General features: G+C 70.1%; 28 protein-coding genes. 13 read left to right on the forward strand and 15 right to left on the reverse strand.

All coding sequences use genetic code 11. The features are described from left to right. The first annotated feature begins 25 nt into the window (after window positions 1-25). A complete protein-coding gene (locus tag ACFFRH_RS39690) occupies window positions 26-1,678 on the forward strand; it encodes an acetolactate synthase (protein ID WP_386162764.1) in 1,653 nt (550 codons plus the stop codon). Between the two features lie 71 nt (window positions 1,679-1,749). On the opposite strand, the gene ACFFRH_RS39695 is transcribed toward ACFFRH_RS39690, so the two are convergent. Next, on the reverse strand, window positions 1,750-3,501 hold the full coding sequence (locus ACFFRH_RS39695) for a serine/threonine-protein kinase (protein ID WP_344749373.1): 1,752 nt from the start codon (window positions 3,499-3,501) through the stop codon (window positions 1,750-1,752). A gap of 325 nt (window positions 3,502-3,826) precedes the next feature. After that, window positions 3,827-4,036, reverse strand: coding sequence for a biotin synthase auxiliary protein BsaP (gene bsaP / locus ACFFRH_RS39700; RefSeq protein WP_344749372.1), 210 nt, complete (start codon window positions 4,034-4,036; stop codon window positions 3,827-3,829). Here bsaP and ACFFRH_RS39705 point away from each other — a divergent pair. Next, complete coding sequence (locus ACFFRH_RS39705; RefSeq protein WP_344749371.1) at window positions 4,035-4,433, forward strand: thioesterase family protein; 399 nt, start codon at window positions 4,035-4,037, stop codon at window positions 4,431-4,433. The genes bsaP and ACFFRH_RS39705 overlap by 2 nt on opposite strands. Here the strand turns inward: ACFFRH_RS39705 and ACFFRH_RS39710 are convergent. The 7 genes from ACFFRH_RS39710 to ACFFRH_RS39740 form a co-directional block, all read right to left on the reverse strand. After that, complete coding sequence (locus ACFFRH_RS39710; protein ID WP_344749370.1) at window positions 4,423-4,635, reverse strand: biotin/lipoyl-binding carrier protein; 213 nt, start codon at window positions 4,633-4,635, stop codon at window positions 4,423-4,425. The two genes, ACFFRH_RS39705 and ACFFRH_RS39710, sit on opposite strands and share 11 nt — an antisense overlap. Window positions 4,636-4,684: 49 nt before the next feature. Further along, window positions 4,685-4,813: a hypothetical protein gene (locus ACFFRH_RS39715; protein ID WP_344749369.1), complete on the reverse strand. Its 129-nt coding sequence runs from the start codon at window positions 4,811-4,813 to the stop codon at window positions 4,685-4,687. 19 nt (window positions 4,814-4,832) lie between these two features. Next, window positions 4,833-6,113 (reverse strand): HD-GYP domain-containing protein, encoded by a 1,281-nt coding sequence (locus ACFFRH_RS39720; protein WP_344749367.1) that lies wholly within the window; start codon window positions 6,111-6,113, stop codon window positions 4,833-4,835. After that, complete coding sequence (locus ACFFRH_RS39725; RefSeq protein WP_386162770.1) at window positions 6,110-7,456, reverse strand: HD-GYP domain-containing protein; 1,347 nt, start codon at window positions 7,454-7,456, stop codon at window positions 6,110-6,112. The genes ACFFRH_RS39720 and ACFFRH_RS39725 overlap by 4 nt, the downstream gene beginning before the upstream one ends. 268 nt (window positions 7,457-7,724) lie before the next feature. Continuing rightward, window positions 7,725-8,669, reverse strand: a complete 945-nt coding sequence (locus ACFFRH_RS39730; RefSeq protein WP_344749364.1) for an NAD-dependent epimerase/dehydratase family protein — start codon at window positions 8,667-8,669, stop codon at window positions 7,725-7,727. A 51-nt stretch (window positions 8,670-8,720) separates the two neighbouring features. After that, window positions 8,721-8,987: a mycothiol system anti-sigma-R factor gene (gene rsrA / locus ACFFRH_RS39735; protein ID WP_344749363.1), complete on the reverse strand. Its 267-nt coding sequence runs from the start codon at window positions 8,985-8,987 to the stop codon at window positions 8,721-8,723. 58 nt (window positions 8,988-9,045) lie between these two features. Beyond that, the gene (locus tag ACFFRH_RS39740) at window positions 9,046-9,651 is read right to left on the reverse strand and encodes a sigma-70 family RNA polymerase sigma factor (protein ID WP_344749362.1); all 606 of its coding nucleotides are present in this window, start codon (window positions 9,649-9,651) and stop codon (window positions 9,046-9,048) included. Window positions 9,652-9,939: 288 nt separating this feature from the next. Between ACFFRH_RS39740 and ACFFRH_RS39745 the strand changes: the two genes are divergently transcribed. Continuing rightward, the gene (locus ACFFRH_RS39745; protein ID WP_344749361.1) at window positions 9,940-10,677 is read left to right on the forward strand and encodes a class I SAM-dependent methyltransferase; all 738 of its coding nucleotides are present in this window, start codon (window positions 9,940-9,942) and stop codon (window positions 10,675-10,677) included. A gap of 148 nt (window positions 10,678-10,825) precedes the next feature. Here the strand turns inward: ACFFRH_RS39745 and ACFFRH_RS39750 are convergent, their stop codons facing one another. Both ACFFRH_RS39750 and ACFFRH_RS39755 read right to left on the reverse strand, forming a co-directional pair. Beyond that, the gene (locus tag ACFFRH_RS39750) at window positions 10,826-11,164 is read right to left on the reverse strand and encodes a TraR/DksA family transcriptional regulator (protein ID WP_344749360.1); all 339 of its coding nucleotides are present in this window, start codon (window positions 11,162-11,164) and stop codon (window positions 10,826-10,828) included. Window positions 11,165-11,456: 292 nt separating this feature from the next. Further along, entirely contained in the window at window positions 11,457-12,206 is a 750-nt protein-coding gene (locus ACFFRH_RS39755) for an SOS response-associated peptidase (protein WP_344749359.1), read from the reverse strand. A 247-nt stretch (window positions 12,207-12,453) separates the two neighbouring features. Between ACFFRH_RS39755 and aroA the strand changes: the two genes are divergently transcribed. Together aroA and rsgA are read left to right on the forward strand one after the other, a co-directional pair. Next, on the forward strand, window positions 12,454-13,731 hold the full coding sequence (gene aroA, locus ACFFRH_RS39760) for a 3-phosphoshikimate 1-carboxyvinyltransferase (protein ID WP_344749358.1): 1,278 nt from the start codon (window positions 12,454-12,456) through the stop codon (window positions 13,729-13,731). A 76-nt stretch (window positions 13,732-13,807) separates the two neighbouring features. Further along, complete coding sequence (rsgA, locus tag ACFFRH_RS39765) at window positions 13,808-14,866, forward strand: ribosome small subunit-dependent GTPase A (protein ID WP_386162809.1); 1,059 nt, start codon at window positions 13,808-13,810, stop codon at window positions 14,864-14,866. Window positions 14,867-15,049: 183 nt separating this feature from the next. Here the strand turns inward: rsgA and ACFFRH_RS39770 are convergent, their stop codons facing one another. After that, the gene (locus tag ACFFRH_RS39770) at window positions 15,050-15,493 is read right to left on the reverse strand and encodes a DUF4442 domain-containing protein (protein WP_386162777.1); all 444 of its coding nucleotides are present in this window, start codon (window positions 15,491-15,493) and stop codon (window positions 15,050-15,052) included. A gap of 139 nt (window positions 15,494-15,632) precedes the next feature. On the opposite strand from ACFFRH_RS39770, the gene hisN reads away from it, so the two are divergent. From hisN to ACFFRH_RS39800, 6 genes are all read left to right on the forward strand, one after another. Then, a complete protein-coding gene (gene hisN / locus ACFFRH_RS39775) occupies window positions 15,633-16,436 on the forward strand; it encodes a histidinol-phosphatase (protein WP_386162780.1) in 804 nt (267 codons plus the stop codon). 591 nt (window positions 16,437-17,027) lie between these two features. Continuing rightward, window positions 17,028-18,029, forward strand: a complete 1,002-nt coding sequence (locus tag ACFFRH_RS39780; RefSeq protein WP_386162783.1) for a PstS family phosphate ABC transporter substrate-binding protein — start codon at window positions 17,028-17,030, stop codon at window positions 18,027-18,029. Further along, a complete protein-coding gene (gene pstC, locus ACFFRH_RS39785; protein ID WP_386162786.1) occupies window positions 18,029-18,970 on the forward strand; it encodes a phosphate ABC transporter permease subunit PstC in 942 nt (313 codons plus the stop codon). The genes ACFFRH_RS39780 and pstC overlap by 1 nt, the downstream gene beginning before the upstream one ends. Continuing rightward, the gene (pstA, locus tag ACFFRH_RS39790) at window positions 18,970-19,860 is read left to right on the forward strand and encodes a phosphate ABC transporter permease PstA (protein ID WP_386162788.1); all 891 of its coding nucleotides are present in this window, start codon (window positions 18,970-18,972) and stop codon (window positions 19,858-19,860) included. Before pstC ends, pstA begins: the two co-directional genes overlap by 1 nt. Window positions 19,861-19,889: 29 nt before the next feature. Next, window positions 19,890-20,717: a phosphate ABC transporter ATP-binding protein PstB gene (pstB, locus tag ACFFRH_RS39795; RefSeq protein WP_386162791.1), complete on the forward strand. Its 828-nt coding sequence runs from the start codon at window positions 19,890-19,892 to the stop codon at window positions 20,715-20,717. A 19-nt stretch (window positions 20,718-20,736) separates the two neighbouring features. Then, window positions 20,737-21,456 (forward strand): response regulator transcription factor, encoded by a 720-nt coding sequence (locus tag ACFFRH_RS39800; protein WP_386162794.1) that lies wholly within the window; start codon window positions 20,737-20,739, stop codon window positions 21,454-21,456. Between the two features lie 177 nt (window positions 21,457-21,633). On the opposite strand, the gene ACFFRH_RS39805 is transcribed toward ACFFRH_RS39800, so the two are convergent. Next, complete coding sequence (locus ACFFRH_RS39805; RefSeq protein ID WP_386162796.1) at window positions 21,634-22,659, reverse strand: serine hydrolase; 1,026 nt, start codon at window positions 22,657-22,659, stop codon at window positions 21,634-21,636. A 137-nt stretch (window positions 22,660-22,796) separates the two neighbouring features. Next, on the reverse strand, window positions 22,797-23,684 hold the full coding sequence (locus tag ACFFRH_RS39810) for a phenylalanine 4-monooxygenase (protein ID WP_386162799.1): 888 nt from the start codon (window positions 23,682-23,684) through the stop codon (window positions 22,797-22,799). Window positions 23,685-23,815: 131 nt separating this feature from the next. Between ACFFRH_RS39810 and ACFFRH_RS39815 the strand changes: the two genes are divergently transcribed. Further along, the gene (locus ACFFRH_RS39815) at window positions 23,816-24,283 is read left to right on the forward strand and encodes an Lrp/AsnC family transcriptional regulator (RefSeq protein WP_386162801.1); all 468 of its coding nucleotides are present in this window, start codon (window positions 23,816-23,818) and stop codon (window positions 24,281-24,283) included. A gap of 150 nt (window positions 24,284-24,433) precedes the next feature. Here the strand turns inward: ACFFRH_RS39815 and ACFFRH_RS39820 are convergent, their stop codons facing one another. Then, a complete protein-coding gene (locus tag ACFFRH_RS39820; protein WP_386162804.1) occupies window positions 24,434-24,988 on the reverse strand; it encodes a TetR/AcrR family transcriptional regulator in 555 nt (184 codons plus the stop codon). A 249-nt stretch (window positions 24,989-25,237) separates the two neighbouring features. Here ACFFRH_RS39820 and ACFFRH_RS39825 point away from each other — a divergent pair, with 249 nt between their 5' ends. Next, window positions 25,238-25,675 carry a nuclear transport factor 2 family protein gene (locus tag ACFFRH_RS39825; protein ID WP_386162806.1) on the forward strand — a complete coding sequence of 146 codons (438 nt, stop codon included), beginning with the start codon at window positions 25,238-25,240 and terminating at the stop codon, window positions 25,673-25,675. The last annotated feature ends 334 nt before the right edge of the window (window positions 25,676-26,009 follow it).

The following is a 26,009-nucleotide window of genomic DNA, read 5'->3' on the forward strand; positions in this document are numbered from 1 at the left end:
GTGACTGACTGGTAGGTTGCGCGATATGGAGTCTCCCAAGCACGCAGGTGACATAGCGGTCGCCGTCTCCAAGGCATACGGCATCGAGACCATGTTCACCCTGTCCGGCGGACACGTCTTCCCGCTCTACGACGGCGCGGTCCACGAGGGCATGCCCATTCTGGACGTCCGCCACGAGCAGAGCGCCGTCTTCGCCGCCGAGGCGACCGCGCGGCTGACGCGCAAACCCGGGCTGGCCGTGCTCACCGCGGGCCCCGGCATCACCAACGGGGTGAGCGGGGTGGCCACCGCGCACTTCAACGGCTCCCCCGTGGTGGTCATGGGAGGCCGCGCCCCGCAGTCGCGCTGGGGGTCGGGCGCGCTGCAGGAGATCGACCACCCGCCGCTGTTCGCGCCCATCACCAAGCTGGCCTTCACCGGCTCCGGCGCCGACTCCGTCGCCCAGGACGTGGAGATGGCCTTCCGCACGGCCCTCGCCCCGCACCGCGGCCCCGTCTTCCTCGACTTCCACATGGACCACCTCTTCTCGGCCGCGCCCGCCCTCGAGGAGGCCCCCGAGACGCTGACCCCGTCGCCGCTGGAGCCCGACCCCGACGCGCTGGCCGCGATCGCCCAGCTGATCGCCGAGGCCCACCACCCGGTGCTGGTGCTCGGCTCCGACGTGTGGATGGACCGTGCCGAGGAGGTCGCCAGGAGCTTCGTCGAGGAGTACCGCCTGCCCGTCATCCCCAACGGCCAGGGCCGCGGCATCCTGCCCGCCGGTCACGAGCTGCTGGTCACCCGGGCCAGGGGGATGGCGTTCTCGCAGGCCGACCTGGTGATCGTGGCGGGCGCCCCGATCGACTTCCGCCTCGGCTACGGCTGGTTCGGCGGCAAGGACGGCGCCCCGCTCGCCAAGGTCGTGCACCTGGCCGACGCGCCGTCACAGCTGACCACGCACATGGATCCCGCGGCCGTCGCCGCGGGCGACCTCTCGCTGCTCTTCTGGAGCCTCGGCGCGGCCTGCGCCAACGCGGGCGTCTCCCCCAAGACCTACGCGCCCTGGGTGACGCAGCTGTCCGAGGCCGCCTCGGCCGCCATCGCCGCCGACACCGCCCTGCTGGAGTCCGCGTCCGACCCGATCCACCCGATGCGGATCTACGGGGAGCTGGGCAGGCTCCTCGCCGACGACGCCGTGGTGATCGGCGACGGCGGCGACTTCGTCTCGTACGCGGGCAAGTACGTCGAGCCGCGGCAGCCGGGCAACTGGCTCGACCCGGGCCCGTACGGCTGCCTGGGCACCGGCCTGGGCTACGCCATCGCCGCCAGGATCGCCCGCCCCTCCTCGCAGGTGGTGCTGCTGCTCGGCGACGGCGCGGCCGGCTTCTCGCTGATGGACGTCGACACGCTCGTGCGGCACCGCCTGCCCGTCGTGATGATCTGCGGCAACAACGGCATGTGGGGCCTGGAGAAGCACCCCATGCAGATGCTCTACGGCTACGACGTGGCCGCCGAGCTGCAGCCGCAGTGCCGTTACGACCAGGTGGTGACCGCCCTCGGCGGCGGCGGCGAGCTCGTCACCGACCCGTCGGAGATCGGCCCGGCCCTGCGCCGCGCGTTCGACTCCGGCATCCCCTACATGGTCAACATCGCCACCGACCCCTCGGTGGCCTACCCCCGGCACACCACGGGCATCTAGGAGAGCACCACCGGGCTCGCGCGAGGACCGGAAGGTCCACGGCGCGAGCCGGTCGTCACATCGGGGCGGGACTAGGGCTTGCCGGCCGCCGTCGGCGTCGCGGAGGGCGTCGGCGGGCAGTCGGCGATGGCGGCGATGATCTCCACCGGCTTGGACGGGTCCCACATCGTGCCCCCGTTCGGGTGCGACTCGACCACCTCGGTGCAGTTCTCCGGCTTGACGTCGGCGCTGTAGGAGACCGTCACCTTGAAGCCCGCCTGCTTGAGCGTCGCCTCCGCCGCACCCGGCTTCATGCCGATGGTGTTCGGGACGCTCTTCTTCGGCTTCGGCGTCGGGGTCGGCGTGGGGGTGGGAGTCGGCTTCGGCGTCCTCGTCACCTTCGGGGTGGGGGTCGATGTCTGCTTGGTCGGGGTGGGCTCCGAGGTAGGCCGGTCGTTCTGCTCCTCGCGCGTCACCGTCGGCCTGGGCGACGACCTGCGGGTCGGCGGTTTGCTCACCGGCGGCTTCGTCGTCTCATCGACGACGGGCGTGGGCGCCGGGTGCCGCAGGGGATCGGTGGTCGAGGCCGTGTTCGAGGCGGCCATCCCGTTGATCGCCACCGCGACGAGGCCCGCGCACATCACGGCCGCGATCGCCGACGCCGCGACCAGCCCGCTCTTGCTCCGGGGCTTCTGCGCGGCGCGGCGGCCACGGCCCTGCGCGCCCGCCTCGACGGCCGCCCCGGATCCCGCCGCCGGCCCGGTGGAGTGCTGCGAGCCACCCTGCCAGCCGCTGGTCGGCGCCTGCGACCCCTGCCAGCTTCCCGTCGGCGCCTGGGCGTCCTGCCAGCTGCCGGTGGGAGGCTGAGCGCCCTGCCAGCCCGTGTGCGGCGTGGCCGATCCCTGGCCCTGCCAGCCGGTCTGCCCCTGCGGGCCTGCCTGGGGAGCCTGCGCCTGCCAGCCGGTCTCCGGAGCCCCGGCCTGCTGCGCGGACGACAGCGTGTCGTCGCCCCCCGCGCCGAAGGCGGCCTGCCTCGCGGCGGAGCTCATGGCCGCGGCGCTGGGGAAGCGCCGGGCCGGATCCTTGGCGAGGGAGCGCTCCACAAGTGCGCGAACCGCGGGCGGGATGTCCGCCGGCAGCGGCGGCGGCGCCTCGCGGATGTGCTTGAGCGCGATGGTGACGGGCGTGTCTCCGTCGAACGGACGCTGCCCGGCCAGGCATTCGTACGCCACCACGCCCAGCGCGTAGATGTCCACCGCGGGCGTGACGGGCGCGCCCTCGGCCTGCTCGGGCGCGCAGTAGGCGGCGGTGCCGAGCACCATGCCCGCGTCCGTGAGCCGGCTCGCGGTGTCGGACCTGGCGATGCCGAAGTCGGTGAGCACGAGCGTGCCGTCCGAGCGCACCAGCAGGTTGCCCGGCTTGATGTCCCGGTGGACGATGCCCTGGTCGTGGACCGCCTGCAGTGCCGAGGCCGCCTGGGCGATGAGGTCCATCGCGGCCCCTGGAGCGATCCGCCGCAGCCGCCCGAGCAGGCGGTCGAGCGGCTCGCCGTCGACGAACTTCATCACCAGGTATGCCGTCGCCCCCGCGCCGGGCACCTCGTGAACCCCGTAGTCGTACACGTCGACGACCCCGGGGTGGTTGATCGTCGCCATCGCCCGGGCCTCGCCCTGGAAGCGAACCAGGAAGCCCGGATCGTCCGTACGGCCCGGGAGCAGCACCTTTACGGCGACGGTGCGGGCCAGGACGATGTCCTCGCCCTTCCACACCTCGCCCATCCCGCCGGCGCCGATGCGGGTGCTTAGGCGATACCGCCCCGCCAGCGTCGTGCCTTGGGCCACCATGACTCCCCCGTAACCCTCTCCACTCCTACCTCAGAGCTCTCCAACAAAGCGGATCCGCGTCGCGGCACCGTCACGGCGCTGTAACGAAACCCTGTATGTCATATGGCTCTCAAACGAGACGCGTGCCGTAGCATCGCACAAAACCTGGCACTTTTGGGCGTACTTGTGCACCTTGCAGGCCCTTGTGCCCAGGGCCGCTCGGGAGTCACGCGGGAAACAGCCAACCCGGGTGCCACGGCGTCACCCCACGATATCCGCGGCGAACCCCCTAAAACCCTACAAGGCCATGCAAAGAACACCCAAGCCGGGGTGAAGCCGGCCGGCGTCAGCCGCTCGTCGTGCCGTGCTCGGCACAGCGCGCGGACCAGCCGCCGGGGGTCACCTGCACCACCATCCGGCGACGGCAGCGGGAACAGTAACGGGGCGGCTCCATCGCACGGGCCGCCAGGCACCCGGCGTGGTCGGCCTCGCCCTCCGGGCGCCCGCAGTGGTCGCAGTACGGGGTCACGAGACCAGACCCTATGCTGACGCGCATGACGCTCGCTCCCGGTCTGCAGGCACGACTTCTCATCATGGTGGAGAGGGAGGACACCGCGACGAAGGTCGGCAGCGGTGACGTCCCGGTGCTGGCCACTCCCCGCCTGCTCGCCTTCGCCGAGCGGGCCACCGTCCAGGCGGTCGCGGACGCCCTGGAACCGGGCCAGACCTCCGTGGGAACCCGGGTCGCCCTGGAGCACCTGGAGGCGAGCCCCGTCGGCACGCACGTCGAGATCGACGTGGAGCTCACCGAGGTCGACGGGCGTCGCCTGGTCTTCGGCTTCACCGCCCGCGACCGGAAGGCCGTCGTCGCCTCGGGGACGATCGAGCGCGTGGTCGTCGACCGCGAGCGCTTCCTCGCCCGGCTCGTCCGCGACGGCGGCACTACTCGATGACGGCGATCAGGTCGCCTTCCTGGATGACGTCGCCCTCGGAGACCCGCAGCCTGGCGACCACCCCGCCGTCCTCGGCGAGGACCGGGATCTCCATCTTCATCGACTCGAGGATGACCAGGGTGTCGCCGTCCTCGACGGGGTCCCCTTCGGCCACGAGGATCTTCCAGACGTTCGCCACCATCTCGGCGCGGATCTCGGCCACCGGAAACTCCCATCGTTCGACGTTCCTCAACTGTGCCAGACAGAGCTGATCATGTCCGCATACGGACCACCGGCCCCGTGTCGCAGGCGTCGCCGCCGAACTCCGGCCGCTCCGGCCGCTCCGGCACCTCGACGCGGAAGGCCAGGTCGCTCTTCGGGCCCTCCGCACGCGAGAGCACGCGGAAATGCGCGCGAGGTCTAAAGCCGGTGGATCGGGGCCAACCTGTCGATCACCCGGGCCATCGCCTCGACGACCGTCGGGTCGTACTCCCGTCCCACGCCGAGCCGGAGCCGCTCCAGGGCCGCGCCCGCCCGGTCGCGGTCGCTGGAACCACCGACGAGATCGTCGTAGGCGTTGGCCGCCTTGATGATGCGGCTCGCCATCGGGGGCAGCTCGGCGCAGGTGTCGCACTGGCGGCGGACGATCTCGGCCACCCGGTCCAGCACCCCGGTCTGCTTGATCACCTCCGCGCCCAGCTCGGCGATGCGCCGCGCCTGCTCGGGGTCGGTGAGGACCGTGGCGCCGCCGGGAATGGGGTCGCGCAACGACAACTGGCCGATGTCGTGCATGAGCGCGGCGTACTCCAGCTCCAGCAGCTCGGGCTCCGCCGTGCCGAGCTCCCGCCCGACCGCCACCGACAGGCGGCTCACCCGGCGGGAGTGCCCGGGTTCGACGTATCCGCCGACCTCGGTGACCCGCGCGAGCGCCCGTACGGTCTGCAGGTAGGTGGCCCTGATCCCGGCGTACTTGCGGAAGGCGACCTGGGTGACCAGCAGCGGCGCGGCGAAGACCAGCAGCGCGGTCATGCCCATGCTGTGCGAGGCGAGCGCGAGCAGGATGCCCGAGGCGGCGACGGCGGCCCCCAGCGGCGCGGCCATCCACAGCTCGTCGTGGATGGCCACTTTGAGGGCGGCACGCACCTGCTCGGCCCGGAGCACGGCGGCCAGCAGCACGTCGACCATCACCATGAGCAGGATGAACAGGGCCATCACCCCGAGGGCGGGCCACCAGCCGCTCTCCCCCTCCCTGGCCAGGTCGAACAGCGGCCCGGCCAGCGGCCGGTAGGCCAGCGCGAGCAGGGCGCCGGTGAAGAGCCTGCGCGCCATCCCGTCGAGCTGGGGCGGGCGGCCCACCGCGAGGTGCGGCAGCGCCCCCGCGACCATGCCGGCCGCCAGCACCGCGACGACCTGCAGCGCCGAATGCCGCGCGGGAACGTCGCCCACGTCCAGCAGGAGCGTGTAGCCGAGCGCGGCCGCCGCGCCGATCGGCGCCACCTCCCTGTTGCCGGGCATGGTGAGCCTGGCCAGCTCCCCGATCGCGATCAGCGCGCCGAAGGCGACGGCGACCTGGGGGTCGAGCAGGCCGGTCGCGGCCGTGTGGGCCACCCCGGCCACCGCGAGGAGCCCCGCCGCGCAGATCAGCAGGAGCTGGCCCGAGTCGAGCGTCTGGAAAACCCGGTTGGCACCGGAGCCGTTCATCGCTCGGACACCACCTGGATGGGCACGGTCGGGTCGTCGTGGTCCTTCGCGGTGGTCTCCGACACGTCGACCGGGGGCGTGACGACCGTGCGCGGCGGCTCCCAGCCGTCACGCTCGACGGCCTTGACGAACGCGACCACCATCACCGGGTCGAACTGGGTGCCGGCGCCCTTGCGCAACTCGGTCATCGCCACCTCGCGCGAGCGGGCGTTGCGGTAGGAGCGGTCGGAGGTCATCGAGTCGAAGGCGTCGGCCACCGCGATGATCCTGGCGAACTCCGGGATCTCGTCGCCCGCCAGCCCCATCGGGTAGCCCTTGCCGTCCTGCCGCTCGTGGTGGTGCATGATCCCGGCGAACGCCTCGTCCAGGAAGTCGATGCCGCGCACGATCTCCAGCCCGCGCATCGGATGGAGCTGGATCGCCGCGAACTCCTCCTCGCTGAGCGGGCCGTCCTTCTGCAGCACCTTGGTCGGCACGCCCAGCTTGCCGACGTCGTGGAGCATCCCGGCGTAGCGGATCGCGCGCAGCCGCTCGGACCCCATGCCGATCTCCTCGGCGATCATGCCCGCGGCCAGGGAGACGCGGGTGCAGTGGCCGCGCGTGTAGTAGTCCTTGGTCTCCACGGCCTGGCAGAGCGCGGCGATCGTCGCGTCGTAGGAGCGCTGCTGCGCGAGATACTGGCCGAAGGCCCAGCGGGCCACGAAGAGCGGGAGCAGCACGAGCACCGCGGAGATCGAGCTGACCGTGGCCCACAGCCCGGCGATCAGCAGCCCGAAGGTGGCGTAGCCGAAGTAGGAGACCATGAACTGCGCCACGCCCCGCAGCGGCACCTGGTCGGCCTGGCCGGTGAGCTTCAGCACGATCGCGATCAGGACGAAGTTGAGGGGCACGAAGACGGCCGCCGCGCCCGCGAACGGCACGATGATGCCGTCGAACCCGTCGATGGTCGGCACCCCGGACCTGCCGCCGAGCCACACGTAGACCCGGCCCGCGACGTAGCCGCAGATGGCGAACTGGGCGCTGTTGAACAGCCGCTTCACCAGCGGCAGACCGGGCCGCACGCTGAACATCGCCGTCATGCCGACCAGCGCCGCCCCCTCGGGGCCGAGCAGCACCACCGCGGCGAGCACGGCGGAGAAGCTGACCGACACCGCCGCCTGCCGGACGTGCAGCAGGGTGGGCACCGACTCGCACACCAGGAACAGCAGGGCCAGCACCATGAGGTTGGACCAGTCGAGCGGATCCAGCCGGCCGTCCTCGGCCACGTTGTATCCGAGCAGCGCGAACGCGGCTCCGATGACCAGGATCAAATAGACCTTGGCAAACCACGGCAGTCCACGCAAAGCGGCCACCCTAGTGTTACTAAAGGGCGCGTGCTCAGGTCCAGGAGATCCCAGGAAAGACCGGGGTGACCGTTTCCTTTAACATGCGCTGCCTCCACGTCGATTTCGCACCCAGGCTATCGAAGCGAACCTGCCCAGGAGGGCGAGACGACCAATCGCAAGCAAAGCGTAACCAAGCAATCACCGGCCGCCACCGGCGCCCGACACCCCGGAGTCACTCGGAACCCCACAGCCCCCGGAGCCCCCGCAGCCCCGGAGTCGCCCGGCGTCACAGGCTCGCGAGCCTGCTCCTCGCCCAGTCGACGGTGCTCTTCAGCCCGACGGCCAGCTCCGTCTGGGGGCGCCAGCCGATCCCTTCGAGCGCGGGGGCCGGGTCGACGGCCATCGCGGGCAGGTCGCCCAGCCGGGTGGGAGCCTCGCCCGGCTCGTCGGCGACACCCGCCGCCTCCGCGACCAGGGAGTGCAGCCTCCGGTCGGTGGTCTGAACGCCGGTGCCCAGGTTGAAACGGCCGCCGCCGCCCTCGGTGCCGCAGGCGCGGGCGAAACCGTCCACCACGTCGTCGACGAAGATGTAGTCGCGGGTCTGGTCGCCGGCGCCGTACACCACCGTGGGGGTGCCGTTGAGCAGCGCGTCGGTGAAGATGGCGACGACCCCCGCCTCGCCGTCGGGCGACTGGCGCGGGCCGTAGACGTTGGAGAGCACCAGCGTGGTGTAGTCGATGCCGTGCAGCGCCTTGAACGTGGCCAGGTAGGTCTCCGCGCTCAGCTTGGAGGCGGCGTACGGGGAGCGCGGGTCGGTCGCCGCGCCGCCGGGGACCGGGATGACCGCCGGCCTGCCGTACACCGCGACCGAGGAGGCGAAGACGACCTTGCGGGTGCCTCCGTGGTGGGCGGCCTGCAGGACCGACGCGGTGCCCTCGACGTTGAGGCGGGCGTCGTGGACCGGGTCGGCCACGCTCTTGCGCACGCTGATCTGCGCGGCGAGGTGGCAGACGACCTCGGGCCGCCACTCGGCGGCCAGGCCGATCAGGGCCGGGTCGCGGATGTCCATCACGTGCAGGGCGAACAGCGGGCTCTCCGCGGCGCGGACCAGGTTGCCGCGGTCGCCGCCCGACAGGTCGTCCACGGCCGCGACCTCGTGCCCGTCGGCCAGCAGCCGGTCGACGAGGGTGGATCCGATGAATCCCGCCCCGCCGGTCACGAGTATGCGCATGGTGAACCCCCATCGTCGTATGGCCAAGGCCGTACGAGAGATCTTAGGAGGTCAGCGGGCCAGTTCGGAGCGCACCTGGTCGATACGGCCGAGCACCTTGGCGCGCAGGTCGGCCGAGACCTGGTCACAGCCGCAGTGCTTGGCGACGAGCTGCTTGACGACCTGCTCCAGGCCGTACTCCTCCAGACAGGGGTGACACTCGTCCAGATGCTCGCGGATGTCGGCGCAGTTGCTCTCGTCGAGCTCGCCGTCCAGGTAGGCGTAGACCTTGTCGAGAACCTCGCGACAGTCGGTGTCGTGGTGGTTGCCGCAGCTCATGCGATCACCCAGCCCCAGGAGCCCGTGCCGGCGGGCTCGTCGTCCCTGTCTCGCTCGCTCACTTCGCACCTTCCGCGGGAACCAGGCCACGCTCGCGGGCGTAGTCCTCGAGTTGGGTCCGCAGCTGGCGACGGCCACGGTGCAGCCGCGACATCACGGTCCCGATGGGGGTCCCCATGATGTCGGCGATCTCCTTGTACGGGAAGCCCTCGACGTCGGCGAGATAGACCGCGATGCGGAACTCCTCGGGAAGCGCGGCCAGCGCCCGCTTCACGTCGGTGTCGGGGAGGTGTTCGAGCGCCTCGATCTCCGCCGACTTCAGCCCGGCCGAGGTGTGCGACTCGGCTCTGGCCAGCTGCCAGTCCTCGATCTCCTCGGCGCCCGACTGCTTGGGCTCCCGCTGCTTCTTGCGGTAATTGTTGATGAAAGTGTTCGTCAGGATCCGGTAAAGCCAGGCCTTGAGGTTCGTACCTTGTTGGAACTGGTGGAAGGACGCGAAGGCCTTCGCGAAGGTCTCCTGAAGAAGGTCCTCGGCGTCCGCGGGGTTTCGGGTCATCCGAAGCGCGGCGGAGTAGAGCTGGTCGAGATAGGGCATGACGTCCCGCTCGAACCGTGTGCTCCGCTGCTCCAGAGTCTCCTCGTCTGTCGCAGGGACCGGACCCACCCCCTTAAGATCGCCGGAGTCCTGCTGACGCGGGACACCGTACTGAGCGGAGAATACCCGCTCGTCAGGGAAGGACCGATCACCGGGGCGGGTGACGGGTTCGATCAAGGCGAGCATCTGCTTGCCAACCTCCGAAAGGATCGTGCGTTGTCCGCTTGCAACACGCCCGCACCGCCATCTGTTCCCGCAAGATAGAAGGTGACGAACGACCCGGTACGGGGAAAAAGAAGGTACGTACCGGTAGGTAGTTGAAAGACCACCGGATCCTCCCGACGCCAGGAGCTGCCTGTGCTGCCCATCCCGGCCGAAGAGCTGAACGGCTCAGGTGCGCTCGGGCCGTACTGGACCTTTTACCACGCGGTCGTGGCCGAGCAACTGGGCCGATGGCTGCCGGAAACCCCGTCCACCGTCCTCGACATGTCCTGCGGAGACGGCCGCTGGGCCGTCCAGGCGGCGAAGGCGGGGCACCGGGTGATCGAGGTGGTCGACTTCCGCAGGCCCACGAACGGCCAGCCGCTGCACGACATCTCCAAGGTCAGCCAGGTACGCGCCGACGACCTGCGTTTCCTGCCCGACCACAGCGTGGACGCCGTGCTCGCCGAGGAACGCGCGATGTCGGTGGAGCTCATGGCCGAATCCGCGATCGGCGACGTCGCCCGGGTCCTGCGTCCCGGCGGCCGGGCGCTGGTCTGCGTCGACTCCCTGGTGCTGGGGATGGCGATCCTCGCCGAGCAGAACTACTGGGCCCATCTGCGCCAGACCGGCGAGGTCATGCTCGTGCCCTGGCCCGACGGCAGCATCACCCGGTGCTTCAGCAGCGCCCAGCTCCGCGAGCTGCTCACCGACGCCGGGCTGGAGGTCGAGTGGATACGGCCCCGCACGGTGCTGTCCCCCTCGACGGTCGACCACGTGCTCGCCTCCGACTCCCGGGCGCTCGCCTGGCTGGTCAACACGGAGCTGGACACCCACCCGGACGACGACGACACGGTGGGCATCCACCTGGTGGCCAGCGCCCGGCGCCCCTGAGGCACGGGGGCCCGGACGGGCCGGTGATCCCCAGGTGTGCTCCGGACGCGGGCAGGCCGGTGATCCCCGGGTGTGCTCCGGACGCGGGGCAGGCCGGCGCCCGGATCGGCCCGTGCCTCACGCCTCCGGGCCCGGACGCCGACGGGGGTCAGCGCCTGCGCTCGCGCCTGGACTGGCACGGCACGCAGCGGGCCGCCTCGGGCCGCGCCTCCAGCCTGCTCTCGGGGACCGGCGCGCCACAGTCCACACAGAGGCCGTAGCCTCCCTCGTCCATCCGTCTGAGCGCCTCCAGCACCGAGTGGCGGTGCCGGGTGGCGACCTCCAGCAGGGCCCGGTTGCGATCGGAGTCGGTCAGGTCGGAACCCCCGTCCGCCGGGGACCGATCCCTTTCCCTCACGGCGAGGGAGTCCCCGCGGAGCACTCCGATGGACCGGTCTAGTTCGGCGAGCATGCTCTTCAGGCGCTCGCGCGCGGTCGCGACATCCACGAATCCGCACCTCCGGGAAGCCGGGGCGGCCTGTGAGGGGATCCCCGACTCTCCTGTCAGGCGCAAAAAAAGGGCTCTGTGACGGCGACCTCGCGACCTCGTCACCGCGCCGGTACGCCAGTACGCCACTCCGTCACGAGGCACCGCTTTCCTCACCGGATGCCCACTTGGCGGAAGTTTTACACCAGAACCCGGCGCTTCGGGACCGGATCGCCACACTCCGGATCACCGGTGCTTCGAGACCCGAGATCTCCCGGCGTTTCGGGAAGATCACCCGCCCGTCACCCTCGCCCTACGCCCCCTTCTCCGCCTCCTTCATCGGCTCGACGAGCTCCGGGCCGTTGTTCCGCACCGAGTTGACGGCGGTGGAGACCGGATAGATCTCCAGCCCGGTGGAGCCCGCCGGGATGAGGAACCCCTTCGCGTCGGGCACCCCGGGGTCGAGCCACTCACCCCAGCGGTCGCGCTCGATCAGCATCGGCATCCGGTCGTGGACCCTGCCCGCCTCGTCCACGGCGTCGGTCGTGATGATCGTGCAGGTCACCAGCCAGGAGAGCGGGTCGTCGTCGTCCCGGCCCCGGTCCCGCCAGAACTCGTACAGCCCCGCCATCGCCATCACGCCGCCGTCGGCGGGGCGGACGAAGTAGGGCTGCTTCTTCGGCTTCCCCTTGGCGTCCTTCTCGTCCAGCACGGCCCACTCGTAGTAGCCGTCGGCCGGGATCAGGCACCTGCGCTCGGCGAACGCCTTGCGGTAGGCGGGCTTCTCCGCCACCGTCTCCACCCGCGCGTTGATCATCTTCGAGCCGATGGACGGGTCCTTCGCCCAGGCCGGGACCAGCCCCCAGCGGACCACGCGGAGCTGCCTGACCGGCCCGCCGCCCGGTTCGGACTTCGGCACCCGGCTCATCACCGCGTACACCGGTTTGGTGGGCGCGACGTTGTAGTCGGGCTTGAGTTCGTCGTCGGCCGCTCCGTCGAGCTCGACCTGGAACTCCTCCAGTAACTCCTGCTTGCCTCGCGCAGACGCGTATCTTCCGCACATATCTCCACTTTCCCACGCCACGACACGCCGGGGAGTCTCCGACCCCGTTCCTCGATCTTGCCGCGCACCGCCGACGGTGCCGCCGGGCGTCGCGGTGACGACGCTTTTACCCGGCTCACCCGGATCCTCACCTCATCGATCACGCGAGCCCCTCCGTCCCCGGATACGAACGGGCGCGGATGAGCTCGGATCAGCGCGGACGGGCACGAACGGGCGGCGCGCTGCGGGCACCGGTAGGCTTTTGACCATGTCCGCTCCGCTGTGGCCCGCGCCGACCGCGACCGAACCCGTCCGCGCGACCGTCCCCCTGCCCGGGTCGAAGTCCGTGACCAACCGCGCGCTGCTGCTCGCCGCGCTGGCCGACGGCCCCGGCACGGTACGCCTGGCGCTGCGCAGCCGCGACGCCGACCTGATGGCGGACGCCCTGCGAGCCCTGGGCGCGACGATGGTCCCCTCCAACGAGAGCGCCTCCGGTGTCGACTGGGCGATCACCCCCGGTCCCGTCACCGGCGGGGCCCGCATCGACGTGGGGCTCGCGGGCACGGTCATGCGCTTCGTGCCGCCGATGGCGGCGCTGGCCAAGGGCGAGGTCTTCTTCGACGGTGACCCGCACGCCCGCAAGCGCCCGATGGGCCCGATCCTGCGCGCGCTGCGCGCCCTCGGCGCCGAGGTGACGGGCGACGCGCTGCCCTTCACGGTGCGGGGACCGCTCACCGGTGGTGAGGTCGGGCTCGACGCGTCCGGCTCGTCGCAGTTCCTGTCCGGCCTGCTGCTGACCGCGGCACGCTTCGAGAAGGGCGTGACGGTACGCCACGAGGGCCCGCCGATCCCCTCGCAGCCGCACATTCAGATGACCGTCCAGATGCTCCGCGAGTTCGGCGTCGTGGTGGACGACTCCGAACCCGACGTCTGGCGGGTCGAACCCGGCCCCATCGGGGCGAGGGACTTCACGGTGGAGCCCGACCTGTCCAACGCGGCGCCCTTCCTGTGCGCCGCCATGGTGACCGGAGGCACGGTCACCATCCCCGACTGGCCCGCGCGGACGACCCAGCCGGGTGACCAGCTCCGTACGCTGCTGGCCGGCATGGGCGCCTCGGTGGAGCACACGCCCGAGGGGCTGGCGGTCACCGGCACCGGGCGGATCACCGGCATCGAGGCGGACCTGCGTGACGTCGCCGAGCTGACCCCGACGATCGCCGCCCTCGCCGCCCTCGCGAGCTCCCCGAGCAGGATCGGCGGCGTCGCCCACATCCGCGGGCACGAGACCGACCGGCTCGCCGCCCTGGTCGCCGAGATCAACGGCCTCGGCGGCGACGCGAACGAGACCGAGGACGGTTTGGAGATCAGGCCCCGCCCGCTCACCGGCGGGGTGTTCCACTCCTACGCCGACCACCGGATGGCCACCGCCGGAGCGGTGATCGGGCTCGCCGTGCCCGGCGTCGAGGTGGAGGACATCGCCACCACGGGTAAGACCCTTCCCGAGTTCGCCTCCATGTGGGCGGACATGCTGCGCGGCGCGCGGTGAGAGACGACCGGCCGGCACGATCGGCGGACCTCGCGCCCCTTCTCGGGGGCACACCGGGCCGGACAAGGCGGAGAAACTGAGAAAGCGCGAGTACGACGAGGACGACGTCAGGGTCAGGCCGGGCAAGGGATCCCGGCCCCGGACCCGGATTCGCCCTGCCCACGAGGACGCGACCCCGGGGTTCGTGGTCGCCGTCGACCGCGGGCGCTACACGTGCCTGGTCGAGTCCGCGGGCGAGAAGGGCCGCCGCCGCAAGAAGGACCACGCGGAGGGCGCCGCGATGAGCGGCAGGGTCGTGGTCGCCATGAAGGCGCGCGAGCTGGGCCGCAAGGGCATCGTGGTCGGCGACCGGGTCGCCCTGGTGGGCGACGTCTCCGGTATGGCCGACACGCTGGCCCGCGTCGTGCGGGTGGAGCCCCGCACCTCGATGCTCCGCCGCTCCGCGGACGACACCGACAACACCGACGGCATCGAGCGTCCCGTGGTCGCCAACGCCGACCAGCTCGTCATCGTGACGGCCCTCGCCGATCCGCCGCCCCGGCCCCGCATGATCGACCGGATGCTCGTCGCGGCCTTCGACGCCGACATCGACCCGATGCTCTGCCTCACCAAGTCCGACCTCGCCTCACCCGACGAGCTGGTCTCGCTGTACGACCCCCTCGGGGTGCCGTACGTGGTGGTCCAGAAGGGGGGCGGCCTGGAAGAGGTGCGGGAGTGCCTGAAGGGCCGGATCAGCGTGCTCGTCGGCCATTCGGGAGTGGGCAAGTCGACGCTGGTCAACGCCCTGGTACCGGACGCCAACCGGGCCGTCTCACACGTGAACGCGGTCACCGGCCGGGGTCGTCACACCTCCACGTCGGCCGTCGCCCTGGAGCTTCCGGAGGGCGGCTGGATCATCGACACCCCAGGTGTGCGCAGCTTCGGGCTGGCCCACGTCTCGGTGGAGACGGTCCTGGCGGGCTTCCCCGACCTGATCGAGGGCACCGTCCAGTGCCCGAAGGGCTGCACCCACCTCTCCGACGAGTGCGCCCTGGACGCCTGGGTCGCGGCCGGACACGCCGACCCGGCCCGGCTGGCCTCCCTGCGCCGCCTGCTCGCCAGCCGCGAGGGCGCCTCCGACGACGACCAGTCGTGAGGGCGCACCGGGGACAGGACCGACGCACGGCGAAGCGCATGAGCGAAGAGGCTCACCGCGACGCACCGGCGTCGGCACCGCCGTCCCGCCACCGCCGGTAGGACGTCAGCGGTTCGACACGACGCCGACGGTTTCTCCGAGGCGCCGGCGGCTCCGTTGAGGCGCCGGCGGTCGGGCACGACGTCAGCTGTTCAACCGGAAGGCCCAGGCGACGGTCATCTCGGACACGAGGGTGCCGTCGGCGGTCCTGATCTCGACGGTGACGTCGAACTCGGGACGTTCTCCCGCGTCCAGCGTGGCCACGACCTCCTCGCGGGACGCCCGGAGACGGGCCTCCGCGACGACCTCGCCCCTCGCGAGCTTGAGGTAGCGGATCGCCGCGCTCTTGGCCAGCGGGGTGGCCCGTGACAGCTGGTCCCCGAAGGTGGAGAGCATGGCGGCACCGGAGGCCGTCTCCGCGACGCTGAACAGGACTCCGGCGTGCGGACCTCCCACGTGGTTGTGCAACTCGGCCCGGTCGGCCATCCGGGCGACGGCGAAGCCCGGTTCCACCTTGTCGAACGAGATGCCCAGCGTCCTGGCGAACGGAACGCTCTGCAGCATGAACTCACCCACGTCAAAGGTCATACCGGAATGCTACTCGCGAGTAACACCGATGCCAACGGATGTTTCACGCGGTATCCGAGCCTGGTGGGACGCGACACGATTGCTCCGCTTACTCCCCGATCTCCGCCATTCGGCCGCCGACGCGATACCGTTGGCCCCCGTGACGGGTTACAACGACGATCTCCGCCTCGCGCACGTCATGGCCGACGCCGCCGACGATCTGACCATGCGCAGGTTCAAGTCCATGGACCTGCGGGTGGAGACCAAACCCGACCTCACACCGGTGAGCGACGCCGACCAGGCCGCCGAGAATGCGATCCGCGGCGCACTCGGCCGGGCCCGGCCGCGCGACGCCGTCGTCGGCGAGGAGTTCGGCGCGAGCGGCCACGGCGATCGCTCGTGGATCATCGACCCGATCGACGGCACCAAGAACTACGTGCGCGGAGTGCCCGTCTGGGCCACGCTCATCGCCCTGATGGACCAGGACCGCGTCGTCATGGGCCTGGTCTCCGCCCCCGCCCTGGGCCGCCGCTGGTGGGCCGCCCGCGACAGCGGCGCCTGGACCGGCAAGAGCCTCACCAAGGCCACGCGGTGCCACGTCTCCTCCGTCACCAGCATCGAGGACGCCTCGTTCTCCTACTCCAGCATCGGCGGCTGGGAGGAGGCCGGAAGGCTCGACGCGTTCCTCGACCTGAACCGCTCCGTCTGGCGCAGCCGCGCCTACGGCGACTTCTGGTCGCACATGCTGGTCGCCGAGGGCGCGGTCGACGTGTCCGCGGAGCCCGAACTCTCCCCCTGGGACATCGCGGCGCTGACCGTGATCGTCGAGGAGGCGGGCGGTATCTGGACCGACCTGTCGGGGGTGCCCGACGTCGACGGCGGCAGCCTGCTGTGCAGCAACGGCCCCCTGCACGGCGAGGTCCTCAAACGCCTCGGCAGCGGCCCGCTCACCCTCCCCGCCTGACGCCTTCCCCCTCGCGGCCCGCTCACCCTCCCCACCCAACGCCCCCCCTCGCGGCCCGCTCCCCCACCTGGCGGCCATCCCACGCGGAACCGCTCCCCTCACCGCCCAACGTCCCCAGCCCGCGCGAAGGTCCGGCACCCGTCCACCCGGCGGTCACCCGCGTCACCCGTCCTGCCCAGCGGCCTTCGAAGGTCTGCCCCCTCCCTCGTCCGGGAGCCCCCACGCGCGGTCCCGCTCCGGACCGCGCCGGAGATCCGGCCGCATCACCTCCCGCACCTCCCGCGTTACCTTCCGCCGGATGTCGGGAAGATGAACACATCGGCACGCCCGTGAGGACGGCGGCCGGACACGGGAACGTTCCGGCGCACGGCTCCCGCGGCGGGCCACGCCAGGACCAGGGGGTTCCCGACGCCCTGTCCAGCGGGCCTGCCGGGCCGGAAACCGGGCGCGAAATCCCGTCGACGTTCAGGTATTCACATCCGTGGGCCTACCTCTTCCGGCCCCGGTCATGGCTCGTTTCATCTCCGTTCACTTTGCCCCACTTTTATCGAGGCATCGAGAACAGATCTCACTACGGAGAAGGAACATACCGTGACCAGTGGACAGCGCCGCCTCAGCGCGGTGGCGACGGCCGCGCTCGTCGTATCGCTCGCGGCCGCTTGTGGTGGCGACGCCAAGCCCAGCAGTGACGGCAGCACCGCCGCCGCGTCCCCGGCCGAGGCGGGCGCCGGCGCGGCCCTGAGCGGCGAGATCAAGATCGACGGTTCCAGCACCGTGGCCCCCCTCACCCAGGCCGCCGCCGAGCTCTTCGGCGAGGAGCAGCCGCAGGTGAAGGTGCCGGTCGGCACCTCGGGCACCGGCGGCGGCTTCGAGAAGTTCTGCGCCGGCGAGACCGACATCTCGGACGCCTCCCGCGCGATCAAGGACGAGGAGAAGGCGGCCTGCGACGCGAAGGGCATCAAGTTCACCGAGCTCACGGTGGCCGTCGACGCGCTGACCGTCGTGGTTCCCAAGGAGAACGACTGGGTCACCTGCCTCACCACCGACCAGCTCAAGAAGATCTGGGAGCCGGCGGCCGAGGGCAAGGTCAAGACCTGGAAGGACGTCGACGCCAAGTTCCCGGCCGAGGAGCTCAAGCTCTACGGCCCCGGCACCGACTCCGGCACCTTCGACTACTTCACCGACGAGATCAACGGTGAGGAGGGCGCCAGCCGCAAGGACTACAGCCCGAGCGAGAACGACAACGACATCGTCACCGGTGTCGAGGGCGCCAAGGGCGGCCTGGGCTACTTCGGCTTCACCTACTTCGAGGAGAACGCCGAGAAGCTGAAGGCCGTGGAGATCGACTCCGGCAGCGGCTGCGTGGCCCCGAGCGTCGAGGCGGCCCAGGGCGGCAAGTACACCCCGCTCTCCCGCCCGCTGTTCATCTACCCCTCCACCTCCGCGGTGAAGCGGCCCGAGGTCGCGGCCTTCCTCGACTACTACGCGGCCAACATCAACGCGATCGCCAAGGACGCGAAGTTCATCCCGCTCAACTCTGAGCAGGAGGCCAAGCTCAAGGCTGACATCACCTCGCTGAAGAGCGCCGGCTGATGTCGGCTCAGCACCGCACGACCGTTCCAGGGGCCCCGGGGTCCCTGGCGCGGTCGCGCCCGCGTTACGGCGAGTTCGTCATCAAGGCCGTTCTGCTGGCCGCGGCGATGGTGTCGGTGGCGACCACGATCGGCATCGTCATCGCGCTCCTCGAACCGACCGTCGAGTTCTTCGCCTCGGTGAGCCTGGGAGAGTTCTTCGGCTCCACCGACTGGGGACCGCTGTTCAACCCGCCGGCCTTCGGCGTGTGGCCGCTCATCGTCGCCACCGTGGAGATCACCCTCATCGCCGTCGTGGTCGCCGTGCCGCTCGGCCTGGCCGCCGCGATCTACCTGTCGGAGTACGCCACCAGCAGGACCCGCAAGATCTTCAAGCCGGTGCTGGAGGTCCTCGCGGGCGTCCCCACGGTGGTCTTCGGCTTCTTCGCCCTCACCTTCGTCACCCCGCTGCTGAGGGACGTCTTCCCCTTCCTCGACCTGGACGGCAAGAACGCGCTCGCCGCGGGCCTCCTCGTCGGCGTGATGATCATCCCGATCGTCGCGTCGCTGTCGGAGGACTCGATGGCCGCGGTGCCCAACGGCCTGCGCGAGGGCTCGTACGCCCTCGGGGCCTCCAAGATGCTCACCTCGGTGCGCGTCGTCGTCCCCGCCGCGTTCTCCGGCATCGTCGCCGCCATCATCCTGGCGGTCTCCCGGGCCGCGGGCGAGACGATGATCGTCGCGATCGCCGGCGGCTTCAAGTCCGTCTTCACGCTCTACCCGGGCAACGAGATGGCCACGATGGCGGCCTTCATCGCCCAGGCCGGCTCCGGTGACGCCTCTGTCGGCTCGATCGCCTACAAGACCATCTTCGCGGTGGGGTCCCTGCTCTTCGTGATCACCTTCGCGATGAACTACCTCAGCGCCCGCATGGTCCAGAAGTATCGCGAGGTCTACGACTGATGGCCATCCTCACCACCCCCCGCTCGGCCGTACAGCTGGCCGGCAAGGGGCGCCCCCTCAAGGAACACCTCTTCCGCATCGCGCTGCTGGCCAGCCTCGCGATCGCCCTCCTGTTCCTGGCCATGCTGCTGGTCTACGTCGTCGAGGAGGGCTGGCCCCGGCTCAACTCGATGCTGTGGGAGAACCAGCCCTCGATCCGCCGCCCGGAGACCTCCGGTATCCAGTCGGGCATCTTCGGCACCCTGTGGATCATCGCGCTGACCGCGCTCATGGCCCTGCCCACCGGCATCCTCGCGGCGATCTACCTTGAGGAGTACGCCGACAGGACCAAGTGGTACAACAAGCTGATCGAGCTGAACATCTCCAACCTGGCGGCCGTTCCCTCGATCGTCTACGGCATCCTCGGCCTGGGCATCATCGCCCGCTGGATGCAGTTCGGCTTCACCGTGATGACCGGCGCGGTCACCATCTCGCTGCTCGTCCTCCCCATCGTGATCATCTCCGCCCGCGAGGCCATCCGCGCGGTGCCGCCCTCGATCCGCGAGGGTTCGCTGGCGCTGGGCGCCACCCAGTGGCAGACCATCTACCGCCAGGTGCTCCCGGCGTCGATCCCAGGCATCGCGACGGGCTCGATCCTGGCCCTCTCCCGCGCGATCGGCGAGGCCGCCCCGTTCCTGATGCTCGGCGCCGCGACGCTGGTCCGGTTCAACCCCGAGGGTGTCTGGAGCAGTTTCACCGTCCTGCCGCTGCAGATCTACAGCTTCATCAGCCGCCCCCAGGAAGAGTTCGCCATCCTCGCCGCCGCGGCGATCGTGATCCTGCTGGCGATCCTGCTCCTGATGAACTCCGTCGCCATCTGGCTCCGTAACCGCTATCAGAAGCGCTGGTGAGGTAAGAAATGTCCGAGATTGGAATTTCCGTGCCGAACGTGAACGTGCGCGGCCCCGAAGTCCCCCGCACCATCGAAGCCCTCGACCCGGTCTTCACCGTCTCCAACCTCAGCGTCTTCTACGGAGACTACGAGGCGGTACGCGGGGTCAACCTCACCATCGGCAACCGCGAGATCACGGCCATGATCGGCCCGTCCGGCTGCGGCAAGAGCACCGTGCTCCGCTGCTTCAACCGGATGAACGACCTCATCCCCGGCGCCCGCGCGGTCGGCGAGATCATGTACCACGACGAGAACCTCTACGGCGACCACGTGGACCCGATCGAGGTCCGCCGCCGGATCGGCATGGTCTTCCAGAAGCCGAACCCCTTCCCCAAGTCGATCTACGACAACATCGCCTACGGTCCCCGGGTGAACGGGGTCAAGGGCAACATGGACGAGATCGTCGAGGAGGCGCTGACCAAGGCGGCGCTCTGGGACGAGGTCAAGGACAAGATCAAGCAGAACGCGCTCTCCCTCTCCGGCGGACAGCAGCAGCGTCTGTGCATCGCGCGGGCGATCGCGGTGAAGCCCGACGTCATCCTGATGGACGAGCCCTGCTCGGCCCTGGACCCGATCGCGACCACCAAGATCGAAGACCTGATGCAGGAGCTGACGCGCGACTACACGATCGTCATCGTCACCCACAACATGCAGCAGGCCGCCCGCGTCTCGGACCGCACGGCCTTCTTCACCGCCGAGGTGGACGAGGCCGGCGTGCGGCACGGCCGCCTGGTGGAGTTCGACGAGACCAGCCGCATCTTCACCAACCCCACCGACAAGCGGACCGAGGATTACATCACCGGCCGCTTCGGCTAACCCATATTGGAGGATCCGGGTGATCCAGCCGCAGACGGCACCAGAGGTGGACGGGGACACACGGACGGCGCCCATGCTGCTGGTGGCCGATCCGGAGGTGGCCATGGTCCATGACCTGGCCGCGGTCCTGGAAGGCGAAGGGGTGCAGGTCATGGGCGTCACCGACGGCGCCCAGGCCCTGTTGCAGGCCGGGGCGCTCCGCCCCGACGTCGTTCTCGTCAGCGCCTCGCTGCCGGTCATAGGGGCGGTGGAGTTCGTCCGCGCGGTACGGCTGACGCGGGCGATCCCCGTCCTGCTGGGCGTGGGCGAGGGTCATGCCCAGCAGGCCGTCCAGGCGCTGACGGCCGGAGCCACCGCGTGCGTGGCCCGGCCGTACCGGGTGCCCGAGTTGCTGCCGCTCATCCACGCCGCGTTCACCGGCGAGGCCGGCACCCGCAGGGCACTCGTGGTCGGCCCGGTGGAGCTCGACGTCAACGCCTACCAGGTGAGGGTGGGCGGCAGGGTCGTCCACCTGCCGCTGCGCGAGTTCGAGCTGCTGCACTACCTGATGCGCAACGCACACCGCACGGTGACGCGGGAGCAGATCATGCGGCATGTCTGGAACTCCACCGACACGACCTCGACCAACACCATCGCGGTGCACGTCAAACGTCTCCGGGCCCGCCTGGGCGACAACGACGACCAGCTGATCCAGACCGTACGAGGGGTGGGCTACCGGCTGGTCGACAGGACGGTATGACGCGTACGTGCTCCCCGCGGGTCATGCGGGCCGCACGGTTTCGCGAGTCCCCAGCCCCACGGCTCCACGGCTCCACACTCCGCAGCTCCGTGACTCACGGCTCCGTGGCTCCACGGCCCTACGACTCCGTAGCTCCGTAGCTCCGCGACTCCACGGCCGCACGATCGCACGGGCCGCTCAGCTCACGGTCCTCTCGCAGCCGCGCTCGCCTCTGAAGGCGTCCATGAGGCGCTCGGTCACGCCCTCGATCCTGGCGATGCCGGTCTCCATGCTCGGACTGTCCTCGGTGAGGACGGCGACCGCGTAGTCGTGCCCGTGCCCGCGGATCAGCCCGGCGCTGGCGACCGCCCAGCGCCCGTTCGCCATGTGCCGCAGCCAGCCGTTCTTCAGCGACACCTGATCGTTCCCGCACGCCCCGGCGCTGATCCCCCACTTCTGCTCGGGGGTCACCCTCTCCATCAGCCCGAGTATCCTGCGGCGTTCCGCGGGCGCCAGCGGACTCTCGCCGGTGGCCAGCGCCTTGACCAGCCGGATCTGGTCCTCCGCGGTGGTCTGCGCGATGCTCCAGCAGTGCAGGTCCACGCACCGCCTGCCGGGGGTGTAGGTGCGCTTGAGGCCGAACCTGCGGTTGGCGCTCGCCAGGCCGGGCTCCAGCCCGATCCGCTCGTACAGCCGGCCGGCCGCCTCGTTGTCACTGAAGCGGATCATGTTCTTCGCGTCGGCCCTGGCTCGCTCACCGAGCTCGCGCCACCGCGTTCCCAGCAGCAGCGCCGTCAGGATGCTCACCTTGGAGGTGTTGGCCGACGGCAACTGCAGGGTCTGGTGGTAGTTGTAACGCCGGCCGGTGCCCAGGTCGTGCACCGAGGCGGCGGTCCGGCCGCCGTACCTCGCGAGAAACACGTCCAGGGTGTGCCCGAGCTTCTTGGGGAAGATCTTCGGGGAGCGGGCGTCCCGCACCCGTCCGGGTGCCTGGGGTGCCCCGGCGCCGGGGAAGACAGGCGCCGGGACCGCCGGGACCACTGCCAGGAACGGCGCGGGGGACGGCGTACCGGACGCCGGAACGAGCGGTGCCGCCTGCCCCTCGGGGGACGAGGACGAGGTCGGCATGCTCACCGGTGTCAGGCCCTGACACGTACTGCAGGCGGTGGCCTGCGCGGTGATCAGCAGGACGGCGGCCGCGGCCGCCCGGTTCCTTGCCCTCATCATCCACCCCAACCGTCTCCCCCATTACGTGACGATCGGGATATATCCCACAACACGTAACAATAAGACGATCAAGCGAAATCTAGTCTGAAACAGGGCGTGCGCTATAGAACATCCCGCCGAACCGATGCCCGGTCTTAACGAACGTCCGCGATTAACCGGGTGATGCTCTCGTCATCACAGGTCGCCCAGAAGTCCCCGACGACGTCTTCGAGGTGCTCCAGCGACTCCGCCCGGAAGAGGACATCCTGATATTTCGTGATGTCGTAGTGCGTGGTACCCATGGCGGCGATGTCCAGCGGGCGGATGTCCATCCCCCGGAACTCCTCGATCTCCCCGTACGAGGACAGGATCCCCGCGCCGTACGCCCGCAACTCGCCCTGGTCCGTCATCACGCCGAACTCCATCGTGAACCAGAAGATCTTCGAGATGAACTCCAGCGCCTCCTTGCCCTCGACCCGCCGGGCCGCCGCCCCCGCCAGGCGGTAGAGACGCGAGTAGCGGTCGGAGGCCAGCGCGTTGGCATGGCCGATCACCTCGTGGATCACGTCGGGCTCCGGCGTGTACAGCGGCGTGGAGTGGTGCCGGATGTACTGCGTGGAGTGGAAGAACCCGTCCTCCAGGACACCGTAGAACTCCCTGAGCGGCACCAGGCCGGCGGCCGGAACGTAGCGGAACCCGGTCAGCGGCTCCAGCAGCTCGCTGACCTCCTGAAGCTGCGGGATGCGCTCGGCGGGCAGCCCGAGCCGCTCGGTCGCGCGCAGATACTCGGCGGTCGCGTACTTGTGGTGTTTCAGGCCGAGTTCCCGGCTGACCAGGGCCCACACCTCGTGCTCCTGGTCGGTGTACTCGGCCGTCGGGATCGGCGTACCGGGCACGTACCCCACCGCGAGCGCGGCGATCGCGTTACGGCGGGCGCGGTAGACCGGGTCGGCGAAACCGGGGTGACCGGCGCCGAGCTCGACCTCGATCGAGCCGTCGTCACGGGTCGCCACCGGTGCGAAGTACTGTGCTTCCTCGAACATAGATGAAATGACAGCAATATCCGGAAACGTTGGCAAGAGCAGCCAGTTCCACTGGGCGATCCGCACAGAAACGTACGGTGACACCTCGTCTATGCTGGTCGAATCGCCCAATCTGACGGGATCCCGAGGAGATGTCGATCGACGAGCTGGACGGCCGCCTCCTGGTCACCATGCGCGCCAACCCACGCATCGGCCTGACCGAGCTGGCCCGCCTGCTCGGCGTGGCCCGGGGCACCGTACAGGCCCGCGTCGAGAAGCTGATCGCCCGCGGCGTCATCGCCGACTTCGGTCCCACCGTGACCCCCGAGGGCGCCGGATATCCGATCCTCGCGTTCGTCTCGCTGCAGATCGCCCAGGGCCGCCTGGACGAGGCTGTACGGGCCCTGGAGTCCCTCCCCGAGATCCTGGAGGTGTACGGCACCAGCGGCCAGGCCGACCTGCTGTGCCGCGTGGTGGCCCGCAGCACCCCCGACCTCCAGGAGATCATCGCCCGTATCCTCGCCTCCCCCGCCGTCCAGCGGACGGACACCACGATCGCCCTCTCGATCCAGGTCCCCTACCGGATAGAACCCCTGCTCCGCGCCGCCTCCAGCGCCTGACCCCGGCCGCCGTCTCCGGTCCGTCTCCGCAGCAGGTGGGGCAGATCCCGTGAGCGGGTCACGCGGACTCCTCAGCAGGCAGGTTCCCGGTCGATCCTCCGTAGCCGATTCCTCGCAGCCGACCTCCCCCTCGTCGAGGCGCGTCATGGGTCATCCGCGCCCCTCAGGCGTCCGGAGACCGGCGAAGACGATCGCCAGCGTCCGACGCTGCAGGTCGTCATCCCAGCCCGCGTGGAGCGCCCCCTGACAGATGCCGGTGAGCAAAGCGATCACCTCGTCGAGGCGGACGTCCTCGCGGACCGTACCGGCCTCCTGGGAGCGAACGAGAAGCGTTTCGATCCCTTCGCGCAGCATCCGCACCGAGGTCGCGACCTGGAGGTCGACGCCCGTCTCGGCCAGGAGACCGACGACGGTCCTCTTCCGCGCCGCCTGCTCGACCATGCGGGCGACGAAGGTGAACAGCGCCTCCCCGGGAGCGTCATCGGCGGCGAACTCGGCCATCTCCCCCTCCAGCCTGCCCAGGAGGCCCTTCATGATGGCCTGCAGCAGGGCCTGCTTGGTCGGGAAGTGCTTGAAGACCGTGCCGATGGCCACCCCCGCACGGGCGGCGACCTCCTCGGTCGACGCCGTGGGGCCCTTGTCGGCGAAGACGGCCTCCGCCGCGGCGAGGATGCGCTCCCGGTTGCGCTGGGCATCCGCCCGCAACGGCTTGGCAGTCCCGGGATCTCCCGTCCCGCCCGATGAAGAATTCGCGGAGGTCATTCCAGCCGGCCTTCCCTGTTTTCCATCACGCCTGCCTGTGCTCACGAAACGGCCTGTGACCGCGAAGTCCGGTGTCTCCGCACGCGAGAGGCGACGTTACGCGAGCGACGTCATTGACAAAGTGAGTCTCCACTCACGATCATAAAGATGAGTTTCCACTCATCTTAGCGTCTGTCACGAAAGGGATCCGCCATGACCGAATCCACCGTCACCCCCGGCCCTCGCGAGATCTTCGAACGTGTGCGGCGACACTGGCTCGAGAATCTCGGCGGCTTCGGCAGCGAGCTGGCCGAGGACGCCGTAATCGAGGTCCCCTTCGCTCCACCGGGCGGGACCAGGAGGCATGAGGGAAAGGATGCCTTCCTGCTCTTCGCCGGCCCCGAACAGGCCGCCTTCGCCCAGAGGTTCGCCCTGGACGAGGTCCGCGACGTGGTCATCCACGAGACCGCCGACCCCGAGGTCATCGTCGTCGAGTACGAGCTCGCCGGGAGGGTCCTCGCCACCGGTCAACAGGCTTCCTCCCCCTTCATCGGGGTCCTCAGGGTGCGGGACGGGAAGATCGTCAACTGGCGGGAATACCAGAACACCCTGGCCATGATCGAGATCATGGGGCAGCCGCGGCGAACCTGACCGACGCCGCCGAAAGGCAGCCGAAAAGACTCCCAAAAGGCCGGAAAACACGGCGGCCGTAGCGGGGTGGAAGCCCTGATCCTCACGAACCAGAAGCCCCCACAAACCCCGGAACGACCAAGCCCCAGCCGGCCTCCGAAACGAGCCAGAACAAACCGGAAGGACCAGGAAAGGACCGGGAAGGAGCCCGGGAAAAGCCCCGGAAAGCAGCACGCGAAGCCCCCGGGAAACCCTCCAGGAAATCCTTGAGGGGAAACTCCCCGGAAAACACGAAGGCCCCCACCGAAAGGTGGGGGCCCTCAAAAGATTGTCCGGCGGTGACCTACTCTCCCAC

The sequence above is a fragment of the Streptosporangium vulgare genome (assembly GCF_042428775.1).
GTDB classification, from domain to species: domain Bacteria; phylum Actinomycetota; class Actinomycetes; order Streptosporangiales; family Streptosporangiaceae; genus Streptosporangium; species Streptosporangium vulgare.